This window comes from Salinicoccus hispanicus, assembly GCF_009831115.1.
Lineage (GTDB): Bacteria > Bacillota > Bacilli > Staphylococcales > Salinicoccaceae > Salinicoccus > Salinicoccus hispanicus.
The window spans coordinates 240,217-256,637 of the sequence record NZ_WUUK01000004.1 but is presented as its reverse complement, the minus strand read 5'-3'; the positions used below and the strand labels follow the sequence as shown (position 1 = coordinate 256,637).

General features: G+C 47.5%; 19 protein-coding genes. 4 read left to right on the top strand and 15 right to left on the bottom strand.

The window, feature by feature from the left end; translation table 11 throughout:
- Window positions 1–66: 66 nt before the first annotated feature.
- Window positions 67–1,665, top strand: coding sequence for a BCCT family transporter (locus GQ671_RS11230; protein ID WP_160657122.1), 1,599 nt, complete (start codon window positions 67–69; stop codon window positions 1,663–1,665).
- A 58-nt stretch (window positions 1,666–1,723) separates the two neighbouring features.
- Here the strand turns inward: GQ671_RS11230 and GQ671_RS11225 are convergent, their stop codons facing one another.
- The 13 genes from GQ671_RS11225 to GQ671_RS11165 all read right to left on the bottom strand — a co-directional run bounded on the left by GQ671_RS11225 (window position 1,724) and on the right by GQ671_RS11165 (window position 12,568).
- A complete protein-coding gene (locus GQ671_RS11225) occupies window positions 1,724–2,191 on the bottom strand; it encodes a Dps family protein (RefSeq protein WP_160657119.1) in 468 nt (155 codons plus the stop codon).
- Between the two features lie 125 nt (window positions 2,192–2,316).
- Window positions 2,317–3,321 carry an aldo/keto reductase gene (locus GQ671_RS11220; RefSeq protein WP_160657116.1) on the bottom strand — a complete coding sequence of 335 codons (1,005 nt, stop codon included), beginning with the start codon at window positions 3,319–3,321 and terminating at the stop codon, window positions 2,317–2,319.
- Window positions 3,322–3,544: 223 nt separating this feature from the next.
- Window positions 3,545–4,327 carry a Cof-type HAD-IIB family hydrolase gene (locus GQ671_RS11215; RefSeq protein WP_160657113.1) on the bottom strand — a complete coding sequence of 261 codons (783 nt, stop codon included), beginning with the start codon at window positions 4,325–4,327 and terminating at the stop codon, window positions 3,545–3,547.
- A gap of 79 nt (window positions 4,328–4,406) precedes the next feature.
- Complete coding sequence (locus GQ671_RS11210; RefSeq protein ID WP_246153245.1) at window positions 4,407–5,111, bottom strand: hypothetical protein; 705 nt, start codon at window positions 5,109–5,111, stop codon at window positions 4,407–4,409.
- Between the two features lie 91 nt (window positions 5,112–5,202).
- Window positions 5,203–5,922 carry a hypothetical protein gene (locus GQ671_RS11205; RefSeq protein WP_160657107.1) on the bottom strand — a complete coding sequence of 240 codons (720 nt, stop codon included), beginning with the start codon at window positions 5,920–5,922 and terminating at the stop codon, window positions 5,203–5,205.
- Window positions 5,910–6,530, bottom strand: coding sequence for a hypothetical protein (locus GQ671_RS11200; protein WP_160657104.1), 621 nt, complete (start codon window positions 6,528–6,530; stop codon window positions 5,910–5,912). The genes GQ671_RS11205 and GQ671_RS11200 overlap by 13 nt, the downstream gene beginning before the upstream one ends.
- Before the next feature lie 4 nt (window positions 6,531–6,534).
- On the bottom strand, window positions 6,535–8,007 hold the full coding sequence (locus GQ671_RS11195; protein WP_160657101.1) for a sodium:solute symporter family protein: 1,473 nt from the start codon (window positions 8,005–8,007) through the stop codon (window positions 6,535–6,537).
- Window positions 7,994–8,245 (bottom strand): hypothetical protein, encoded by a 252-nt coding sequence (locus GQ671_RS11190; protein ID WP_160657098.1) that lies wholly within the window; start codon window positions 8,243–8,245, stop codon window positions 7,994–7,996. The genes GQ671_RS11195 and GQ671_RS11190 overlap by 14 nt, the downstream gene beginning before the upstream one ends.
- A gap of 17 nt (window positions 8,246–8,262) precedes the next feature.
- Window positions 8,263–9,252, bottom strand: a complete 990-nt coding sequence (locus GQ671_RS11185) for an ornithine cyclodeaminase family protein (protein WP_160657095.1) — start codon at window positions 9,250–9,252, stop codon at window positions 8,263–8,265.
- Window positions 9,253–9,365: 113 nt separating this feature from the next.
- Window positions 9,366–9,782, bottom strand: coding sequence for a universal stress protein (locus GQ671_RS11180; RefSeq protein WP_160657092.1), 417 nt, complete (start codon window positions 9,780–9,782; stop codon window positions 9,366–9,368).
- 61 nt (window positions 9,783–9,843) lie between these two features.
- Window positions 9,844–10,155 (bottom strand): YrhK family protein, encoded by a 312-nt coding sequence (locus tag GQ671_RS11175; RefSeq protein WP_211364917.1) that lies wholly within the window; start codon window positions 10,153–10,155, stop codon window positions 9,844–9,846.
- Window positions 10,156–10,231: 76 nt separating this feature from the next.
- Window positions 10,232–11,422, bottom strand: coding sequence for a chromate efflux transporter (gene chrA, locus GQ671_RS11170; protein ID WP_160657089.1), 1,191 nt, complete (start codon window positions 11,420–11,422; stop codon window positions 10,232–10,234).
- A gap of 150 nt (window positions 11,423–11,572) precedes the next feature.
- Window positions 11,573–12,568 (bottom strand): zinc-binding dehydrogenase, encoded by a 996-nt coding sequence (locus tag GQ671_RS11165; RefSeq protein ID WP_160657086.1) that lies wholly within the window; start codon window positions 12,566–12,568, stop codon window positions 11,573–11,575.
- A 137-nt stretch (window positions 12,569–12,705) separates the two neighbouring features.
- On the opposite strand from GQ671_RS11165, the gene GQ671_RS11160 reads away from it, so the two are divergent.
- Complete coding sequence (locus GQ671_RS11160) at window positions 12,706–13,668, top strand: threonine ammonia-lyase (protein WP_160657083.1); 963 nt, start codon at window positions 12,706–12,708, stop codon at window positions 13,666–13,668.
- A gap of 26 nt (window positions 13,669–13,694) precedes the next feature.
- Here GQ671_RS11160 and GQ671_RS11155 read toward each other — a convergent pair whose 3' ends face one another.
- Window positions 13,695–14,672, bottom strand: coding sequence for an LLM class flavin-dependent oxidoreductase (locus GQ671_RS11155; RefSeq protein ID WP_160657080.1), 978 nt, complete (start codon window positions 14,670–14,672; stop codon window positions 13,695–13,697).
- A 12-nt stretch (window positions 14,673–14,684) separates the two neighbouring features.
- Window positions 14,685–14,969 (bottom strand): DUF3219 family protein, encoded by a 285-nt coding sequence (locus GQ671_RS11150; protein ID WP_160657077.1) that lies wholly within the window; start codon window positions 14,967–14,969, stop codon window positions 14,685–14,687.
- A gap of 177 nt (window positions 14,970–15,146) precedes the next feature.
- Between GQ671_RS11150 and GQ671_RS11145 the strand changes: the two genes are divergently transcribed.
- Together GQ671_RS11145 and GQ671_RS11140 are read left to right on the top strand one after the other, a co-directional pair.
- Window positions 15,147–15,605 (top strand): DUF2243 domain-containing protein, encoded by a 459-nt coding sequence (locus tag GQ671_RS11145; RefSeq protein WP_160657075.1) that lies wholly within the window; start codon window positions 15,147–15,149, stop codon window positions 15,603–15,605.
- A 16-nt stretch (window positions 15,606–15,621) separates the two neighbouring features.
- Window positions 15,622–16,395: a cytochrome c oxidase assembly protein gene (locus GQ671_RS11140; RefSeq protein ID WP_246153244.1), complete on the top strand. Its 774-nt coding sequence runs from the start codon at window positions 15,622–15,624 to the stop codon at window positions 16,393–16,395.
- Window positions 16,396–16,421: the final 26 nt, after the last annotated feature.

Sequence of the window (16,421 nt, the reverse complement as noted above, 5' to 3'; positions counted from 1 at the left end):
GTAATTGTTATATATATGTAGTATGCGTGTAAGACTGCAAAAATATAATATAAAAGGAGAATACTTATGTCGAACAAGCCAAAAAGGAGTGGTCTGCAGGCGATTGATTGGAAAATTTTTCTGCCTTCTTTACTCCTGATACTCATCGTCAGCGTTCCATTGGCATTGTATGAGACTGAATCACTGGAGCTGCTCAACGGCATCTTCGATCAGATCGTTGCCAATTTCGGGTGGGGATATATCTGGTACGCCACGCTTCTGCTTGTGGCCGGTCTTTATCTATCATTTTCAAAATACGGAAAGGTTGTACTTGGTGCACCGGATGAAAAACCACGTTTTTCACTGATGTCGTACGCTTCCATACTTATTGCCATGGGGCTCGGTTCCACCATCATGAGAACCGGTATGGTCCAATGGGCAGAGGTTGCCAACAATCCACCTTTTGGAATAGCAGCTGGATCAACAGACGCCATGCTTTGGGGTAACGCCTACGCCATGTATATGTGGAGCTTCCAGATATTTTCCATATTTGTCATGACGGCGCCAGCAATTGCATATGTCATCCACGTAAAAAAACGCCCGATGATGCGTGTCTCGGAAGCAACCCGCGTCATATTCGGCGACCGCTTCACCGATGGTATCGGTGGCATATTGATTGATATTCTGTTCCTGGTCAGCATACTGTCCGGTGCCGCAGTAACCTTGGGACTCGGTACACCAATCATTACATCCAACCTTGCTGCCCTGATGAATATCGAAGTTACATTTACAATGACGATGATCGTCACATTAATCTGGGTCGCACTGTTCTCACTCAGTGCCTATCTGGGTATCGAAAAAGGAATCAAACGTCTTAGTGTACTGAACATATACCTGGCTGCCATCCTGGCACTGTTCATTCTGGTGATTGGTCCGGGAATCTTCATTCTTGACTACTTCACGGATTCCATCGGACACCTGCTGAACAACTATATGACCTATTCCTTCTTTACCGACTCCATGGCTGTCGAACAGACGGCCCATATGAGAAGCCATATGATCTTCTGGATTGCCTATAGTGCAACATGGGCCATGCTGCACAGCGTATTTGCAGCAAAAATCTCCAAAGGCCGCACAATAAAAGAAATGATACTGACCTATCTTCTCGCACCGACAGCACTATCTTGGATTGCAACCGGCATACTTGGTGGTCTCGGAGTGCACAGACAGCTGAATGGTCAGCTTGATATCCTGGCACTGGCGGAGAATCAGGAAGCAGTACAGATGATTCCTGATATCCTCCAGACTCTTCCGTGGTCGGGACTGGTCATGGTTCTCTACATCATCATCGCGATGATCTTCCTGACAACAACACTGGATTCAACTACATTTACAATTGCAGCCTATACCAGCAGAAACGACATGAGCGAAAATGATCCATCGAAATTCCTCAGAATTTTCGTTGCTCTGATCATCACCGGCCTGGCTCTGGTTCTGATGCAGATTGGCGGACTTGCACCACTCGAAGTCATTTCGGGGATGATGGGACTACCAATCATTGTATTGCAGTTCCTGACGATCTACGCTGTCAAAAAGATGATTGATGAAGATGAGGCATGGAAGTACAATATTAGAAAGCCAGATGATACAGCGACAGATGATGAATATGGATATTCCAAACAGTAGATATTACAGATACTAAAAGATCCAGCTCCCCTTTGGGAGCTGGATCTTTTCCATGCGTCTACTGGCTGACTTCTTTTCCAAGGAAAGATTTGAGCATCCAGTTATTTTTTTCAATATCAGTCACCATACCGATGAAAATGTCGGCCGTACGGTCATCTCCGGCAGATTCTGCCGACTTGATGCCTGCATCGAGTTCTTCAATGATGGCATCATAATCCGTTACCAGCTGCTTTACCATGGCGTTGGCATCCACTTCATATTCCGCTTCTTTGATACTCGATTTTTCAATCGCTTCTGACTGCTTGCCGATTGGTTCTCCGCCGATTGCCAGCAGCCTTTCAGCCAGCTCATCCACATAGGTGGAAGCTGTGTCGTAGAGTTCCTCGAACTTGGCATGAAGGGAGAAGAAGTTCGCTCCTTTTACATACCAGTGGTAGTTGTGAAGCTTCGTCCAGAGTACTGTAAAGTTGGCGACCTGTAGATTGAGTGCGTCTCTTACTTCCTGCTTGTTGTCTGTACTAGCCATTCATTATCACCCTTCTTTAAATATGATCATGTTAATTATACCCTGATCATCCATATTCAAACGCTCGTGCTCCGTTCTTCACATAGTGTCCACAATATAAAATCACAGTTCAATTTTTTCTTCTTCTATATTTCAGAACGGTGCGGCGGTGCATAGTGCTCCAGATAGTTGCTGTCCAGATCATCGATATGACGCTTCAGTATGTCATCTATTTCCTGCAGCTCCGATTGATCCAGAATCCAGTTGCTGGCACCTTCGACATCCTTCAGCTGTTCCGGTTTCCGTGCACCCCACAGAGCAATGCCTACCCCCGGCTGCGACAGAACCCAGCGCATGGCAAGTTGCGGCATGGTCTTATTACGCTCCAGAGCAAAAGCCTTCAGCTCTTCCATAGCATCCATATGACTGGCAAACTGTTCTTCCGAATACATCGGGTGACTGTGTCTAATATCCTCTCCTTCAAAAGTCGTTGATTGGTCCATCTTCCCAGTGAGCATGCCATGCGCCATCGGTGCCCATGCAAGTCCTGTCATCTGATGTTGCGCGCCATAGGTAAAGCAGTCCCTCTGACCGCGCTGGAACATGTTGAACTGGTTCTGCGTGACATGCAACGGTGACTCCTCCTGGAATTCATCCATTTCCCGAGGCGTAAAGTTGGTGACTCCGATGGCGCGTATTTTCCCCTTATCATACAGCCGCTTCATCATGCCAGCCATTTCAGCCATCGGCACTTCCTTATCCCGCCAGTGGACCTGGTATAAATCTATATAATCCGTCTTCAGGCGTTTCAGCGTATTATCCACTTCCTCTTCCACACGCTCCGGACGCATATCACGATAGACATCGCCTTCCCTGGTCCAGTCGATGCCCGGTTTGCCTGCAATGACAATATCTTCCCTTTTCACGTCTGATTCCTGCAATGCCTTGCCAATGAATGCTTCGGATCTGCCCAATCCATAGTCCGGAGCGGTGTCGATCATATTGATTCCCTGATTGAATGCCTCATGGACTGTGCGTATCGCTTCTTTTTCATCCGGTTCATTCTGCCACATCACGCCACCCATCGCCCAAGTGCCAAGCGCAATACGTGTTGCTTCTATATTCGTCTCACCAATTTTCACTCTTTCCATGCTCTCATCCTCTCGGTTCAATTGATTATTCTTTTTCTGCTTCAGATACCCAGTATGAACATGTCAAAAACCTTACCGGCCAGCAGCTGTCCACTACCAGCGACAGTGAAGTGCCACGCAAGATCAGATTAATGCACGGATACGAAAGAATTTCCAACCAATCACAAAAAAACCTTCAAAGCATGTACTATAATGTACAGACTCTGAAGGTTTTTATTATTTACTACCGGATAAGTCCCGCCTGCTTCAAACCATGCAGGATGCCGTCTTCATCAACGTGCCTGGTTACATGCTTTGCGTAGGATTTAACCAGGTCGGTCGCATTACCCATCGCATAGCTATTGTGTACTGTAGTCAGCATCTCTATATCGTTTGGTCCATCACCGAAGGCATATTGCCTGTCGGCAGAAAAGCCGAGATGATCGATGACCTTCTCGATGCCATTCGCCTTCGAACCGCCTTTAGGAACGACATCAAGTGATACTGGATGCCAACGGATGAAATTAAAGGCATCATACGCTTCTTCGTACTGCTGCTCCTCTCCTTCCGGACAGAAGAGCAGTGTCTGGTACAGTTCCTTTTCCTCATGATAGGATGAATCATGGGTAGGCATGATACCGAGCTTCAAAGCGGAGAGGCCTTCTGTAATGTACTCATGTTCAGGTACATTGGAACGCATCTCATCTTCGCTCAGATAGACAACCGGATGATCGTTATCAAGTGCCTTCCTGGTCAAATCAGCCAGTGCCTTGGCATCAAGCGGATTCCTGTAGATGACTTCACCTTCAAGCACTACATACTGTCCGTTGCAGCTGACATATGTATCTATACCGAGTGATTCCCTGAGCTCCTTGTACATGAATGGCGCTCGTCCGGTCGCAATTGCGACAATGTGTCCTGCTTTTTTCAACTCATCTACTGCCTGCCGTGTTGTCTCGGGCAGTTTTTTTTCACTGTTCAGCAATGTGCCGTCTATATCAAAGAAAATAATACTTTTATCTTTCATCCTTCGCACCTCATCCTGAATTTTAAATTTAATCTATTTCATCATACATTATGAAACGCCTTTCATGCCAAAAGAAGGCCTATTCGATACTCTCCTGCAGAGTTTCATACCACTCCCTGGTCACTGTTTCATCCTTATCATTGATATAGGTATGGACATCCCCTCTTACAATAACAATCATTTCATTCCCAAGATCTTCTATATTCAGCGAATAAAAAGTTTGACCTTCGGAAAATGAACCATGCCTCTGACTCAAGGTTCCGAGCACATTATGATTGAAAGGAATATCCGGTGTCGCTGTCACCATTTCGACGCTCTCTATTTCCTCATATGCGTAGCCGATGTCGGCAGGCAGCATCCTCGCATGTGTATCTTCGAATATCATATCGACATCTTCGGTACCGCGTGCGAAGAGGAAAATGAATATGCCTAGAATGACTGCCAGCCAGATGACGGCCATCACCAGATGACTCCTGTCATGAGCGACAGTGTAGAGCTTGAGGTCGACAATCAGACTGAGCAGCATCATGACCGCGACAAAGATTCCAAGGAACCATATCGAGAGTACAGGGTCGATGAATAGATGCACGCCCAATGCCAGAAGAAGCAACCCAAGCATGGTAAAAAGAAATATGCCTTCCAGCCGTCCAATATTCAGATCCTGTACTTTCAGGTAGTCATCGTCCGTAAACCGCCGGTCATCAAAGCTGAAATACTTTCTTTTATCAGATATGTAATGGGTATGGAAAGATTTGAGCAGCAACCCGGCAAATAATATATACATCAATGTGAAGATCAACAGAACACCTCCTTGGAAAAATTATGACACAACATGATTGGAAAAACAAAAAGACGCAATCCTTCAGATTGCGCCGCTATTCAATCCGCTGCTTCAGCTCTTCATACCATCTTGAAGTAAGTGCAGTATCACCTGAATTGAAATACCTGTAGTGGTTATTGGTCACTAGTCGTATCATTTCACTCGATCGGTCTTCTATATGCAAGGTATAAAGCTTGTCATCTATCGTGTAATCACCATGGAGGTGGGCACCGATGCCTGACACACGATTATCGACTGGAATTGACGGTTCATCCGAGACCATTTCCAGTTCATCAATTTCGCTAAACTGTATTTCCCAACGTTCGTCACTGATCGTAATAGCGTGTTCTTCAAAGTGAATATCAACTGCCTTCACACCGAGTGTCAGCATAAGATAGATGATTACAGGTACCCCAAGCATTGGCCAGACTGAGTGCCATAAATACTTATTCAGAGTTGTAATCCGGTATACCTTATAGTTGATTACAGCAAGCAGCGCAAGCATGATGACATAGATTGAAACGATAAACCATATTGCATTTACCGGATCGACATAAAGGTGATAGACGACGGCAACCAGGAATATGCCGAACATCAGAAAAATAGAGAACCTTTCCAGAATTTCAATCCATGAATCCTCAAGTTCTACAAGCTCCTGTTCAGTAAAGACAGCATCGTCGAAACTGAAGTAGCTTCTCTTATTCGAAATAAAATGTGTATAGAATGCCTGAATGATGAAAACAAAAGTCGTTGCAAAGAATATTATGGTTTCCATACCGAATCTTCCTTATTAATCTGATTGATCAGATCTTCACCGCTCGACCAGCGTCTGCTCATGAAGGCTTCCGATTCTCCCGTATTGGCATTGATGTAGTAGACTTCCCTGCCTTTCTCCCCTGTCATCACGACCTTCCATAGGGGAAGATGGACGAGCCTCGGTTCGGATGGCTCATGCTGCGGTTTTTTGAGTACATATGATCGGTCGATCTGCCTTGCTTGTACATCCTTCATATATCGTCCGACATCCGATTCATTGATGACGGGATGGATGATGCTGTTTTTCTCCACAACAACTTCAGATATGGCAGGAACTGTAGAAAGCAGCCCCCGGTAGCCTGATACTGCATCTATGAATATCATATTTGGTATGCGCTTCGGTTTGAATGGGCGACGTGTCGCAACGACCGTGTTCTTTATGATCCACATCGGATGATGGATGAGATGCCTGCTTTCGATACTCTGCCTGATTGCCTCTTCATTCCTGACTGTGCTGAACTTCTGCATCACACCAGCTGCTTTTCTGATAAAACCCGGAAGCTCATCCGCTGTCACAGTCGATGCACCGAGCTGTTCAATGTATTTTTCCTGTTTGCCAATCAGCATGACTCTAGACCTCTTCAGAACGGGCAGCCGCTTTGCCTTCCGCTTCGATATGCGTATGGTAGCGGTCGACCTGGGCCTGGACTTCTCTTGATGGTGCTGGTGTCATCAGGCTGACACCGACAGTGAGAATCAATGATATCGGCGCTGCAATGATCGGTTCGGCATTGGTAGGGAGAATCTGGAGCGAGACCAGCACCAGAAAGACGACAGCACCTCCGAGCATGCCGGCAAAAGCACCTTGCCTATTGGCGCGCTTCCACCAGATGCCGAGGACAAAAGGAATACCGAATGAAGATAATAGAAACCCACCGACCCAGCCGACCATGATGGCGATAAGCTGTGGTGGATTGATGGCGATAAGGATGCCGATGACACTGGCGACCATCATGACAATCAGACTGAGCAGGGTGATCAACTGCTCACTCGCGTTCTTATTGATATTTTTCTTGTAGATATCGTATGCGACACCCGCGGATACAGCGAGCAGCATCGCATCCGCTGATGACATGATCGACGCCAGAAGGCCTGCAAGCATGATGCCTCCGATGATCGGTGGCAGATAATGCTCAATGACCGATACGAAAATCATATCTGCATTATCCAACTGTCCAGCGATACCGAGACTTGCACCAGCCATCGCAACAACCATACCGCTCAGGAAAAGCAGCAGATAGATGAGCGTGCCCCACATCGAGGAGCGTCGTGCAGTTTTGGCATCTCTGGATGCGAAATTACGCATGACTACGGATGGAGAGATGATGCCGAACCATAGGAAGGCAATGAAAAGACCGAAGTAGGCCATCCACGGCTGAGTGACATCGCCGAAGTTCGGGTCTGTTGAAAGTGCATCACTCAGCAGCGTGCCGATTCCGCTGTGATCGAACAGGATGAATGCTGCCAGCACCATGACACCGAGCAGCATGATTGCCCCCTGGAAAAGATCGGTGTAGGTAATTGCCCACATGCCGCCAAGAGCCGCATATATGGTGAACCCGAGACCAAGGATGATGACTGCCCAGATGTAGTCTATGCCGAGGACATATGATCCGATGAGACCTGAGGCAGTGAGTTGCGGGACCATGTAGAATGTCATCGCCAGTACAACAATAATGGCTGCAAGGATCTGGACAGAGCGTCCGAACCTCTGGTCGAAGAAGTCCGGCATTGTTTTTACCCCCGCTCTTCTTACCTGCCCTGAAATCAGAAACATCGCAAAAGGAAGGATACCGATCGCCCCGAAAGCATAGGCAAAGAAATACGGCAGACCGAGTGTAACTCCCGACCCGACTGCACCCATCAGTGAACTCGAACTGGCAACAGCTGCAGCGATTGCAAATGCCCCCACGAACGTATTGATGTTGGAACCGGCAGTATAGTAGTCGGAAGAAGATGACCGTGCTCTTTTATAAAAATAGAGACCAATTCCGATCATGAACAGCAAATACAAAAAGACAATGATGGCTTCAGTAATCCTCATGTGCATCCCGCCTCTCTGTCTGTTTCTTTACTGACTTCTCAACACGCTCTATCCATAGCACGTAGACGATTGCGAGCCCAAACCACAAAATGATACCTGCAAGCATAAGCCAGGCTGTCAATGCCACTCCTGCAACATACATTTCATGAGGCCACCAGATCCAAACAAAAGCGGAGTATACGAGTACCACAATCGCAAGTATGAAGCCCGGGTCTTTGAACTTTGACCGCTTTGTCATTTCCATCCCCCCAAATATCAGATTTCCACTGATGTTCCTTTGTTTCCTTTCTTCGCTTCTTTATATACACCAATGGCAGCTGCAGAGTCGAAATAGGCGGCGCCCACCGACTTGAAGAAAGTAATCTCCGTGTCACTCTGGCGACCTTTGATGTCACTGTTGACGATGTCCATCAGTTCCCCATGAAGATCACTGTATGACCATCCATCCTGATCATTTGCATGGATGAGTTCTCCTGCTTCATGTGTGGCACCATCAAAGTCGTCGACAACAATCTTATCCGTGCGTTGGATGAAGTCGAAATCCACCTCCCTCATATCAGGCAGATATGAGCCGACACCGTTGACATGTGTTCCAGGGCGGATATCTTCCCCTCTGAAGACAGGCAGCCTGGACCTTGTACTGCAACAGATGATATCTGCTTGGGGAACTGCTTCATCCACATCTGTATGGACTTCCACCTCAATCTCGGGATTGATACTGAAATCCCGCAACTTCTGCATGAATCCATATGCCTTTTCGACAGTCGGGTTAAAAAGCATGATCCTGCTTATTGCCCTCACTTCAAGAACGCCGAGCACCTGCTCGAATGCCATTCCACCTGTGCCGATGACAAGCAGTGTGCCCGCATCTTTCCGGGCCAGATGATCGGTAGCCAGCGCACTGATTGTGCCTGTCCTCAGACGTGTCAGGTAGGATGCATTCAGCATGGCCAGATGGGAGCCATCCTCTGCATCGGATAGCAGGAGCACTCCTTGCGTCGTCGATTTGCCTACTGATGGATTATCCGGAAAAATGGTGACTGCCTTCATGCTCATGATCTTTTCATAAGTATCCAGGTTCGGCATATATAGAGCCGATCCATTGGTCTCCTTGGACTCGATGACAGTGCGGTGTGGGCTGATGATATCACCCCGAGCCTTATGTTGCAGCATGCTTCGGATATCTTCCATGCACTGGGACATATTATAGAATGACATTATGTCCTTCTCATTAAGAATGAGCATCATGCACCTCCTGAATTATTTAAATTTTCAAAAATATAACCTTCCTTTAAAATTATCATATCTGCATTTCCAGTGCAAGATGCATAAAAATAGGCACTTCCATATGGAAGTGCCTATTTTACAATCACTACAGGGATTCTGGCATGCTTAGCCACCTTATGACTGACGCTGCCAAGAACCATTTCCTGAAATATATTCAAACCTCTGCTGCCGATGACCAGAACATCATAGCTTCCCGTATTCGCTTCTTCGATGATTTTTCTTGCAGGGAGTCCACGTCGTATTACATATTCATGGTCGACTGCCTGTTCATCAAAAAAACGGATGATTGACGACAGCGTATCTTTTTTCTGCTTATTCAGATGACGTTCCGTAGTCGATCGGACGACATCCTTTTGTGTATCATCCGGATCCATGACGTGCAGGATTGTTACATTGACAACGTCGTCCAATGCCAGCTTTGCAGCCTCATGACTCGCTCTTTGACTGTTTTCGGAACCATCTATGGCGAGAAGTATGTTTTTGTACATCCAATCATCTCCCATCAATCTTCACGGACCGCCTGTTTTTCAATAGTGCACTTTCACCATTTCAATTATCATTCGTATCTGAATCGTCCATGGTCCTTCCAGATTCTCTTTTCATAAAGAAAGCATGCATCAGCTTCAGTATCGGACGACCGAGAAGCTGAAGACTTCCGAGCACAAAAAATATCGTCCCGAATGTCTGAGTGGCAGTCCAGAAAAATAATATACTTCCCACAGTAAACCAAAGACCGAGTGATAGATCATTCAGAATGGACAATAGATTGTAGCGTTTTCTGAAGAAAATTTCGAAGTGGCCTACATCCATCTCATAAGCACTCGCTTCATTCTTGAATTTCGGCATTTCATTCATCTCCATTCACCTGCCGGGAAAAGTGCTGGTCTTCAGCTATACCCTTTCATCCTGGGGAGCAACCTCCAGTAGCTGACATCGATCAAAGAAACGATGGCAGATGCAGTATGTAGCCACCGGCTATACCAATGATCACAACCATCCAGGCGGGAATCTTCCACACGGAAAGAAGGAAGAACAGTACCAGGGCCAGCACAAAGTCGACGGGTTCGAAGATGGAACTTGTGAAGACCGGATCATAGAAAGCAGCCAGTAATATGCCCACCACCACTGCGTTCACTCCCATCAGAATCCCTTGAAATGCATCATATTTTCTTAATGCATCAAGAAATGGCAGCGCACCGATGACGAGCAGAAAGGACGGCAGGAAAATGGCCATCGTTGCAACAATGCCCCCCGGTATACCAGACATGACCGTACCCAGGTAGCTCGCAAAAGTGAAGAGCGGTCCAGGAACGGCCTGTGCCATACCGTAGCCGGCCAGAAATTCATTTGCCTCCATCAGACCTGTAGGAACAACTTCACGCTCGATCATTGGGAGCACGACATGTCCGCCCCCAAATACGAGTGCCCCGACTCTGAAGAAGATATCGAAAATATTGAGCAATGCATGATCGACCATCCGGTTCATCATTGGCAAAAGAATGAGTAGGATGGCCAGTATACTCAAAGCACCGATCCCTGTCTTTTTGGAAATGCCGATTCTGAACGCTGTAATGTTCGACTCGGCGCGTTGCCTGAACATCAGATAGCCGACAGTGCCACCGGCAATGATGATGATGATCTGCACCCAGGCGGAAGGATAGAGCAGCATTACAGCAGCAGCGATGATGGCCATCGTAATTCTTGGACGATCGGGTGTCAGCTTTCTGCCCATACCGATTAGTGCATGCAGAACGACTGCGACCGCAACCACTTTGAGACTTTGTATGAACTGTGCACCTTCAAGATTGAATGTCTGATATAGTAGTGCAAATAATATCAGTACAAGCACCGAGGGCAGAGTAAACCCGAGCCAGGAGAGCAGGCCGCCAAGCAGGCCGCCCCTCAACATGCCTATGGAAATGCCGACCTGGCTGCTGGCAGGGCCCGGCAGAAACTGGCATAGCGCGATGATCTCTGCATATGTCCTGTCATCAAGCCACTTTCTTCTATCCACATATTCGTCCTTGAAATATGCAAGATGGGCCACTGGCCCGCCAAACGACGTCAAACCCAGTTTTGTTGATGTTGCAAGTATTTCAAGCAACCGGCTTTTCTTATCTTCAGCCATCCATCTACCTCTTCCTGATAATATAGTCTTCTTAAATCTATCAGGTATGCGCCGGCAAGGCCATAAAATTAATAGATTTTATTCCGGTAGATTTTTTTACTGAAAAAGAATGAAATCAATCGGCATCGCCCTGTTCTCTTTTGAAATACACTATTTATCGATTGTTAAAGCAATCTTACCCATCATGTCTGCACTTTCCAGATAGTCGAACGCCGCCTTGAAATCGGCAAGCGTATGGCTCCGGTCTATCAGAGGTCTGATATTATGTTTCTCGGAGAATTTGAGCATGTCGTGCAGCTCGTCGGTACTCGCCATCGTGGAACCAAGGAAATTGAACTGGCCATAGAAGAATTTTCTGAGATTGAAATTCACAGTATCTCCTGTAGATGCGCCGAATGCTACAATGGTCCCGCCTTTTCTAAGCTGGTCAAGTGCCTTATTGAAAGTGGAGGCACCGACACTCTCGATGACCACGTCCACCTTCTCGCCGTTCATCGCATCGTCCCAATCCGCTTCACTATCGATTGCAAAATCAGCCCCGAGCTCGAGCGCCTTCTCCCTTTTCTCCTGTGAACGTGACGTAACGTAGACGGTTGCTCCGGCTGCTTTGGCAAATTGTATGAGATATATGCCTGCACCACCTGTACCCCCTGGAATCAGGACGCGCGTCCCTTCTTTCACACCTCCGCGGGTGAAGAGCGCACGATATGCAGTCATTGCTGCAAGGGCGTATGCGCCTGCTTCCTGCCAACTCAGATATTCAGGTTTCAGCACCGCATTCTCTTCTGGCACCACAATATATTCTGCAAAAGTACCATGGTCCGGGAGACCGACAATCTCAAAACCTGCAGGAGGCGCGTCGCTGTTTTCATTCCAGCCCAGAGCCGGATTGACGATGACTGCATCGCCTTGTCCCAATTTTTTTACACCTTGGCCTACCGCATCCACAATACCCGCACCATCAGAACCCAGGACGAGAGCCGGATCCCCGGGCTGATGACGGTCCGGTACCATAAGATCTCTATGATTCAGCCCAGCCGTTTTCAATCTGATTCTTACTTCGCCCTGACGAGGTTCCGGAACTGCCATATCACCGTACTTGACCCCCGCCATGCCCTTCTCTTTTTCATGGAATACTGCTTTCATTCATCTTCCTCCTCCTTCAGTCTTTCATTCATCATAAATGTACAGTATTCATTACAGCAAATGAAGCGTTCCTATTTTTATAAAATTGTGAGTTTTAATTACATATGTATAATAAAGAATGAAAAGGAGGCCGAATGATGGCAGTTACATTGGAGTCAATTAAAGAAGCGCAATTGAAGATTGCGCCATATATCGTCGAAACCCCATTATTGAGAGCAGATGCCCTGGATGAATTTCTGGGGTGCGAGGTCTATCTTAAACTTGAAAACATGCAGGTGACACAATCATTCAAGTATCGTGGGGCAATCAGCAAGATGCTTACACTATCCATGGAAGAGAAGCAGAACGGCATCATCACCGCTTCTTCCGGCAATCATGGCAAAGCTGTTGCACACGCAGCAAGGACACTTGGCATTACGGCAACAGTGGTAGTGCCGGATACCGCTTCACCGTTCAAAGTTGGAGCCATTAAACAGCTCGGTGCGACAGTGATCGAATGTGATGTAACAGAACGGTTCGCTATGAGCGCCCGATTGGCAGAGGCACATGGATACACACTTTTCCATCCATACGATGATGCGGAGATCATCATGGGACAGGGGACTGCCGGTCTTGAAATCATGTCACAGCACCCTGCCCTCGATACAGTCATCGTGCCGACAAGCGGCGGCGGACTGCTTGGCGGTATACTCACCGCCATCAAGCAGTCCAAGGCGGATATCAGCATTCTTGGTGCAGAACCCCATAATATGCCACGCTACAGCGAAAGTCTCGCTCAAAAGAAAAGAGTGAAGGTCGAAAGCACAAGCACCATAGCGGATGCTCTGGTGACTGACCAGCCTGGTGAACGTAATTTCCCGATTGTACAAATGTATGCAGATGGCATGCTGAAAGCATCCGAGACATCCATATCAAAGGCCACGAAACTGCTATTGATGGAAGGAAAGATTCTGGCAGAGCCTTCCGGTGCCATCAGTCTGGCAGCGATTCTTGATGGAAGTTATCTGCCTGCTGCAGATGAAAAGGTGTGCTTTGTCATTTCGGGCGGCAACGTCGGGTTCGAACAGCTTGCACAGCTTGAAACTGTTCAATATGAATAGAAAATAGCCATCCGTGGGACGGATGGCTATTCGTTCAGAGCCTGTGCAACATACTGGTAGGACTTCTGCTTATCTTCCGGGGAAAAAGTGATGGTGATGATCATGAATTCATCAGCCCCCGTCCTGTTCTGCATTGCCCGAAGTGCATCTGCCACTTCCAGAGGATTGCCGATGATCATCTTCTTTCTCATGTTGGCGATCTTCTGTTCATCATCAGGGGTCAATTGATACGCCTTAGCCGCTTCGATGGATGGGATTGCGCCATTATTTCCGTGAGACTGCTGTACTTGCCAGATGAGCCAGCTTAACGCGATGTCATGCGCAGCTTCGGTCGTCTCGGCACACACGACCGATACGCCCATGATGCTGTATGGATGGGAATCGCCATGGCGCGGAATGTAATGCTCGCGGTAGGCATTCAGTATCTCCACGCCATCCTCATCGCTCATGAACTGGCCGAAGCAGTACAGTAGACCTTTTTCGGCTGCGAATGCCGCACTCTTCCTACTCGTTCCAAGCATCCATAGTTCAGGCCTGTACGGAGGAACCGGATGAGCCGACACATGGACATCCGTATCTTCCACGTAGCCGATCAGTTCATCAACCAGATCCGGCATCTTGAAGACCTGCTGCAGGAAACCATCGGACAGTGCTTCAGATGCTTCCGCCGAGCCCCCAGGTGCTCTGCCGATGCCGATGTCCACACGGTCTCCGAACAGCGTTGCCAATAGATTGAAATTCTCAGCCACCTTGTATGGCTTGTAGTAGGGCAGAAGTACAGCACCGGAACCGATTCTTATCCGATTGGTCCGAGCACCGATGTAGCCGAGGAACACTTCCGGCGAACTGGAAGCCAGGTTCGACCATGCATGATGCTCGGCTACCCAGAAACGTGTATAGCCATGTGCGTCGCCTGTCTGGGCAAGCTTCATGGAAGCCTCGAGTGCTTCTTTCGGAGTCTGTCCTTCTGCAACCGGTGCCTGATCCAAGATACTCAATTTCATATATCCGTCTCCTTATGCTTCAACTTCCTGAAGTGTCACCCTGAATTCTCCTGTCTGGTTCTCTTCGTAGAGATTATCCAGTGAAGTGGAATAGTTGGTGATCGTCCCTCTGAACTTCAGATCTTCTTCCGGTATATTGACATCGAATGTTTCTCTATAGAGCAGCACTGCAATATCATGGTATTCTTCGCTTGTCACATCGAAAGTGAAGGAGACCTCATGCAGTCCATCCGTCTCTTTTGATTCGTATTGTTTCAGTTTGATTTCTGTATCATCCAATATGATTATATCAGCCATCGACTCATCCTTTTTCCTCAAGAATAACATACTGAACTTTCGCCCTTATATGTAACTGCTCATGCGTACAAGACGTAAAACCAGAGTAGATCATTTCAAGAACAAGTGATGTTTATTTTTACGTATACATGAACAGGGGTATGGAAACATGAAATGAAAATGGAAGGAGAGGGTAAGATGCACGAGAAGAAAACACCAGACATCCGAAGCAACATCATATCCGGTATATTTTTTGGAATTGGTCTGATGGCTTTGATCGACGAAATCATCTTCCACCAGATTTTGCAGTGGCACCACTTCTACGACCACTCCACACCGTTCATCGGCATCCTATCCGACGGTCTGCTGAATGCATTCGCCCTCTTTGCCGTCGTGCTGGGATTGTTCATGTTCGCAGATCTGAATCGCAGGGAACGCAGACATGCATCCACGTGGGTTGCATCATTCTTCATCGGCCTCGGAGGTTTCCAGTTGTTCGATGGTATCGTAAACCATAAACTGTTGCAGATCCACCAGGTGCGCTACGGTGTGGAGATCCTCCCATACGACCTTGCCTGGAACATCACCGGGGCTTTGCTGCTCTCCATCGGCATCGTTCTGATGATCCGGGCGAGAAAGCAACGTCAGGCGGGATGAGATGATGCATTCACACATGAACCATGCAAATTTTGCTGCACTCGAGATTGCGGTCGGCATCATTGCGGCAGTAGCCCTCTGCCTGTATCTTTCAGCAATGCTCATCTCGAATAGAAAGTATTCAAAATGGAAAGCTTCCCGGTATTTCTGGTGGGTTCTCGGCATCATTTTCGCTGCATCGGCACTCAGTGGTCCTCTGGCTGAACTGTCCCATGATAACTTCATTGCGCATATGGTAGGACATCTCCTGCTCGGCATGCTTGCACCGCTGCTTATAGTATTCAGTCGGCCCATGATGCTTCTCATGCGGACACTCCCTGTACAGACGGCAAAACGTGTGAGCCATCTGCTCAACAGCAGATACGTAAAATTCATCACCAACCCGACAGCTGCAGCGATATTGAATATTGGCGGCCTATACCTGCTTTACATGACAGACCTGTTTACGCTGATGCACACATCGCTTTGGTTGTACGCTCTTGTGCACCTGCATGTTTTCCTGGCAGGCTACCTTTTCACCATATCCATTATATATACCGATATAACGACACACCGTTACAGCTTCATCTATCGGGGGATTGTACTGGTTCTGGCACTCGGGTTCCACAAAGTGCTCTCCAAGCTGATCTATGCCCATCCACCGGGAAGCATCCTGAAAACCGAAGCGGAAACCGGTGCAATGCTCATGTACTATGGAGGGGATATCATCGACTTGATGCTGATCATCATCCTATGCTATCAATGGTACAGATCCACTGCTCCAAAACCGGGAAAAGCGAGACCCATATGACATCGGGCCTCGCTTTTATCAACTAT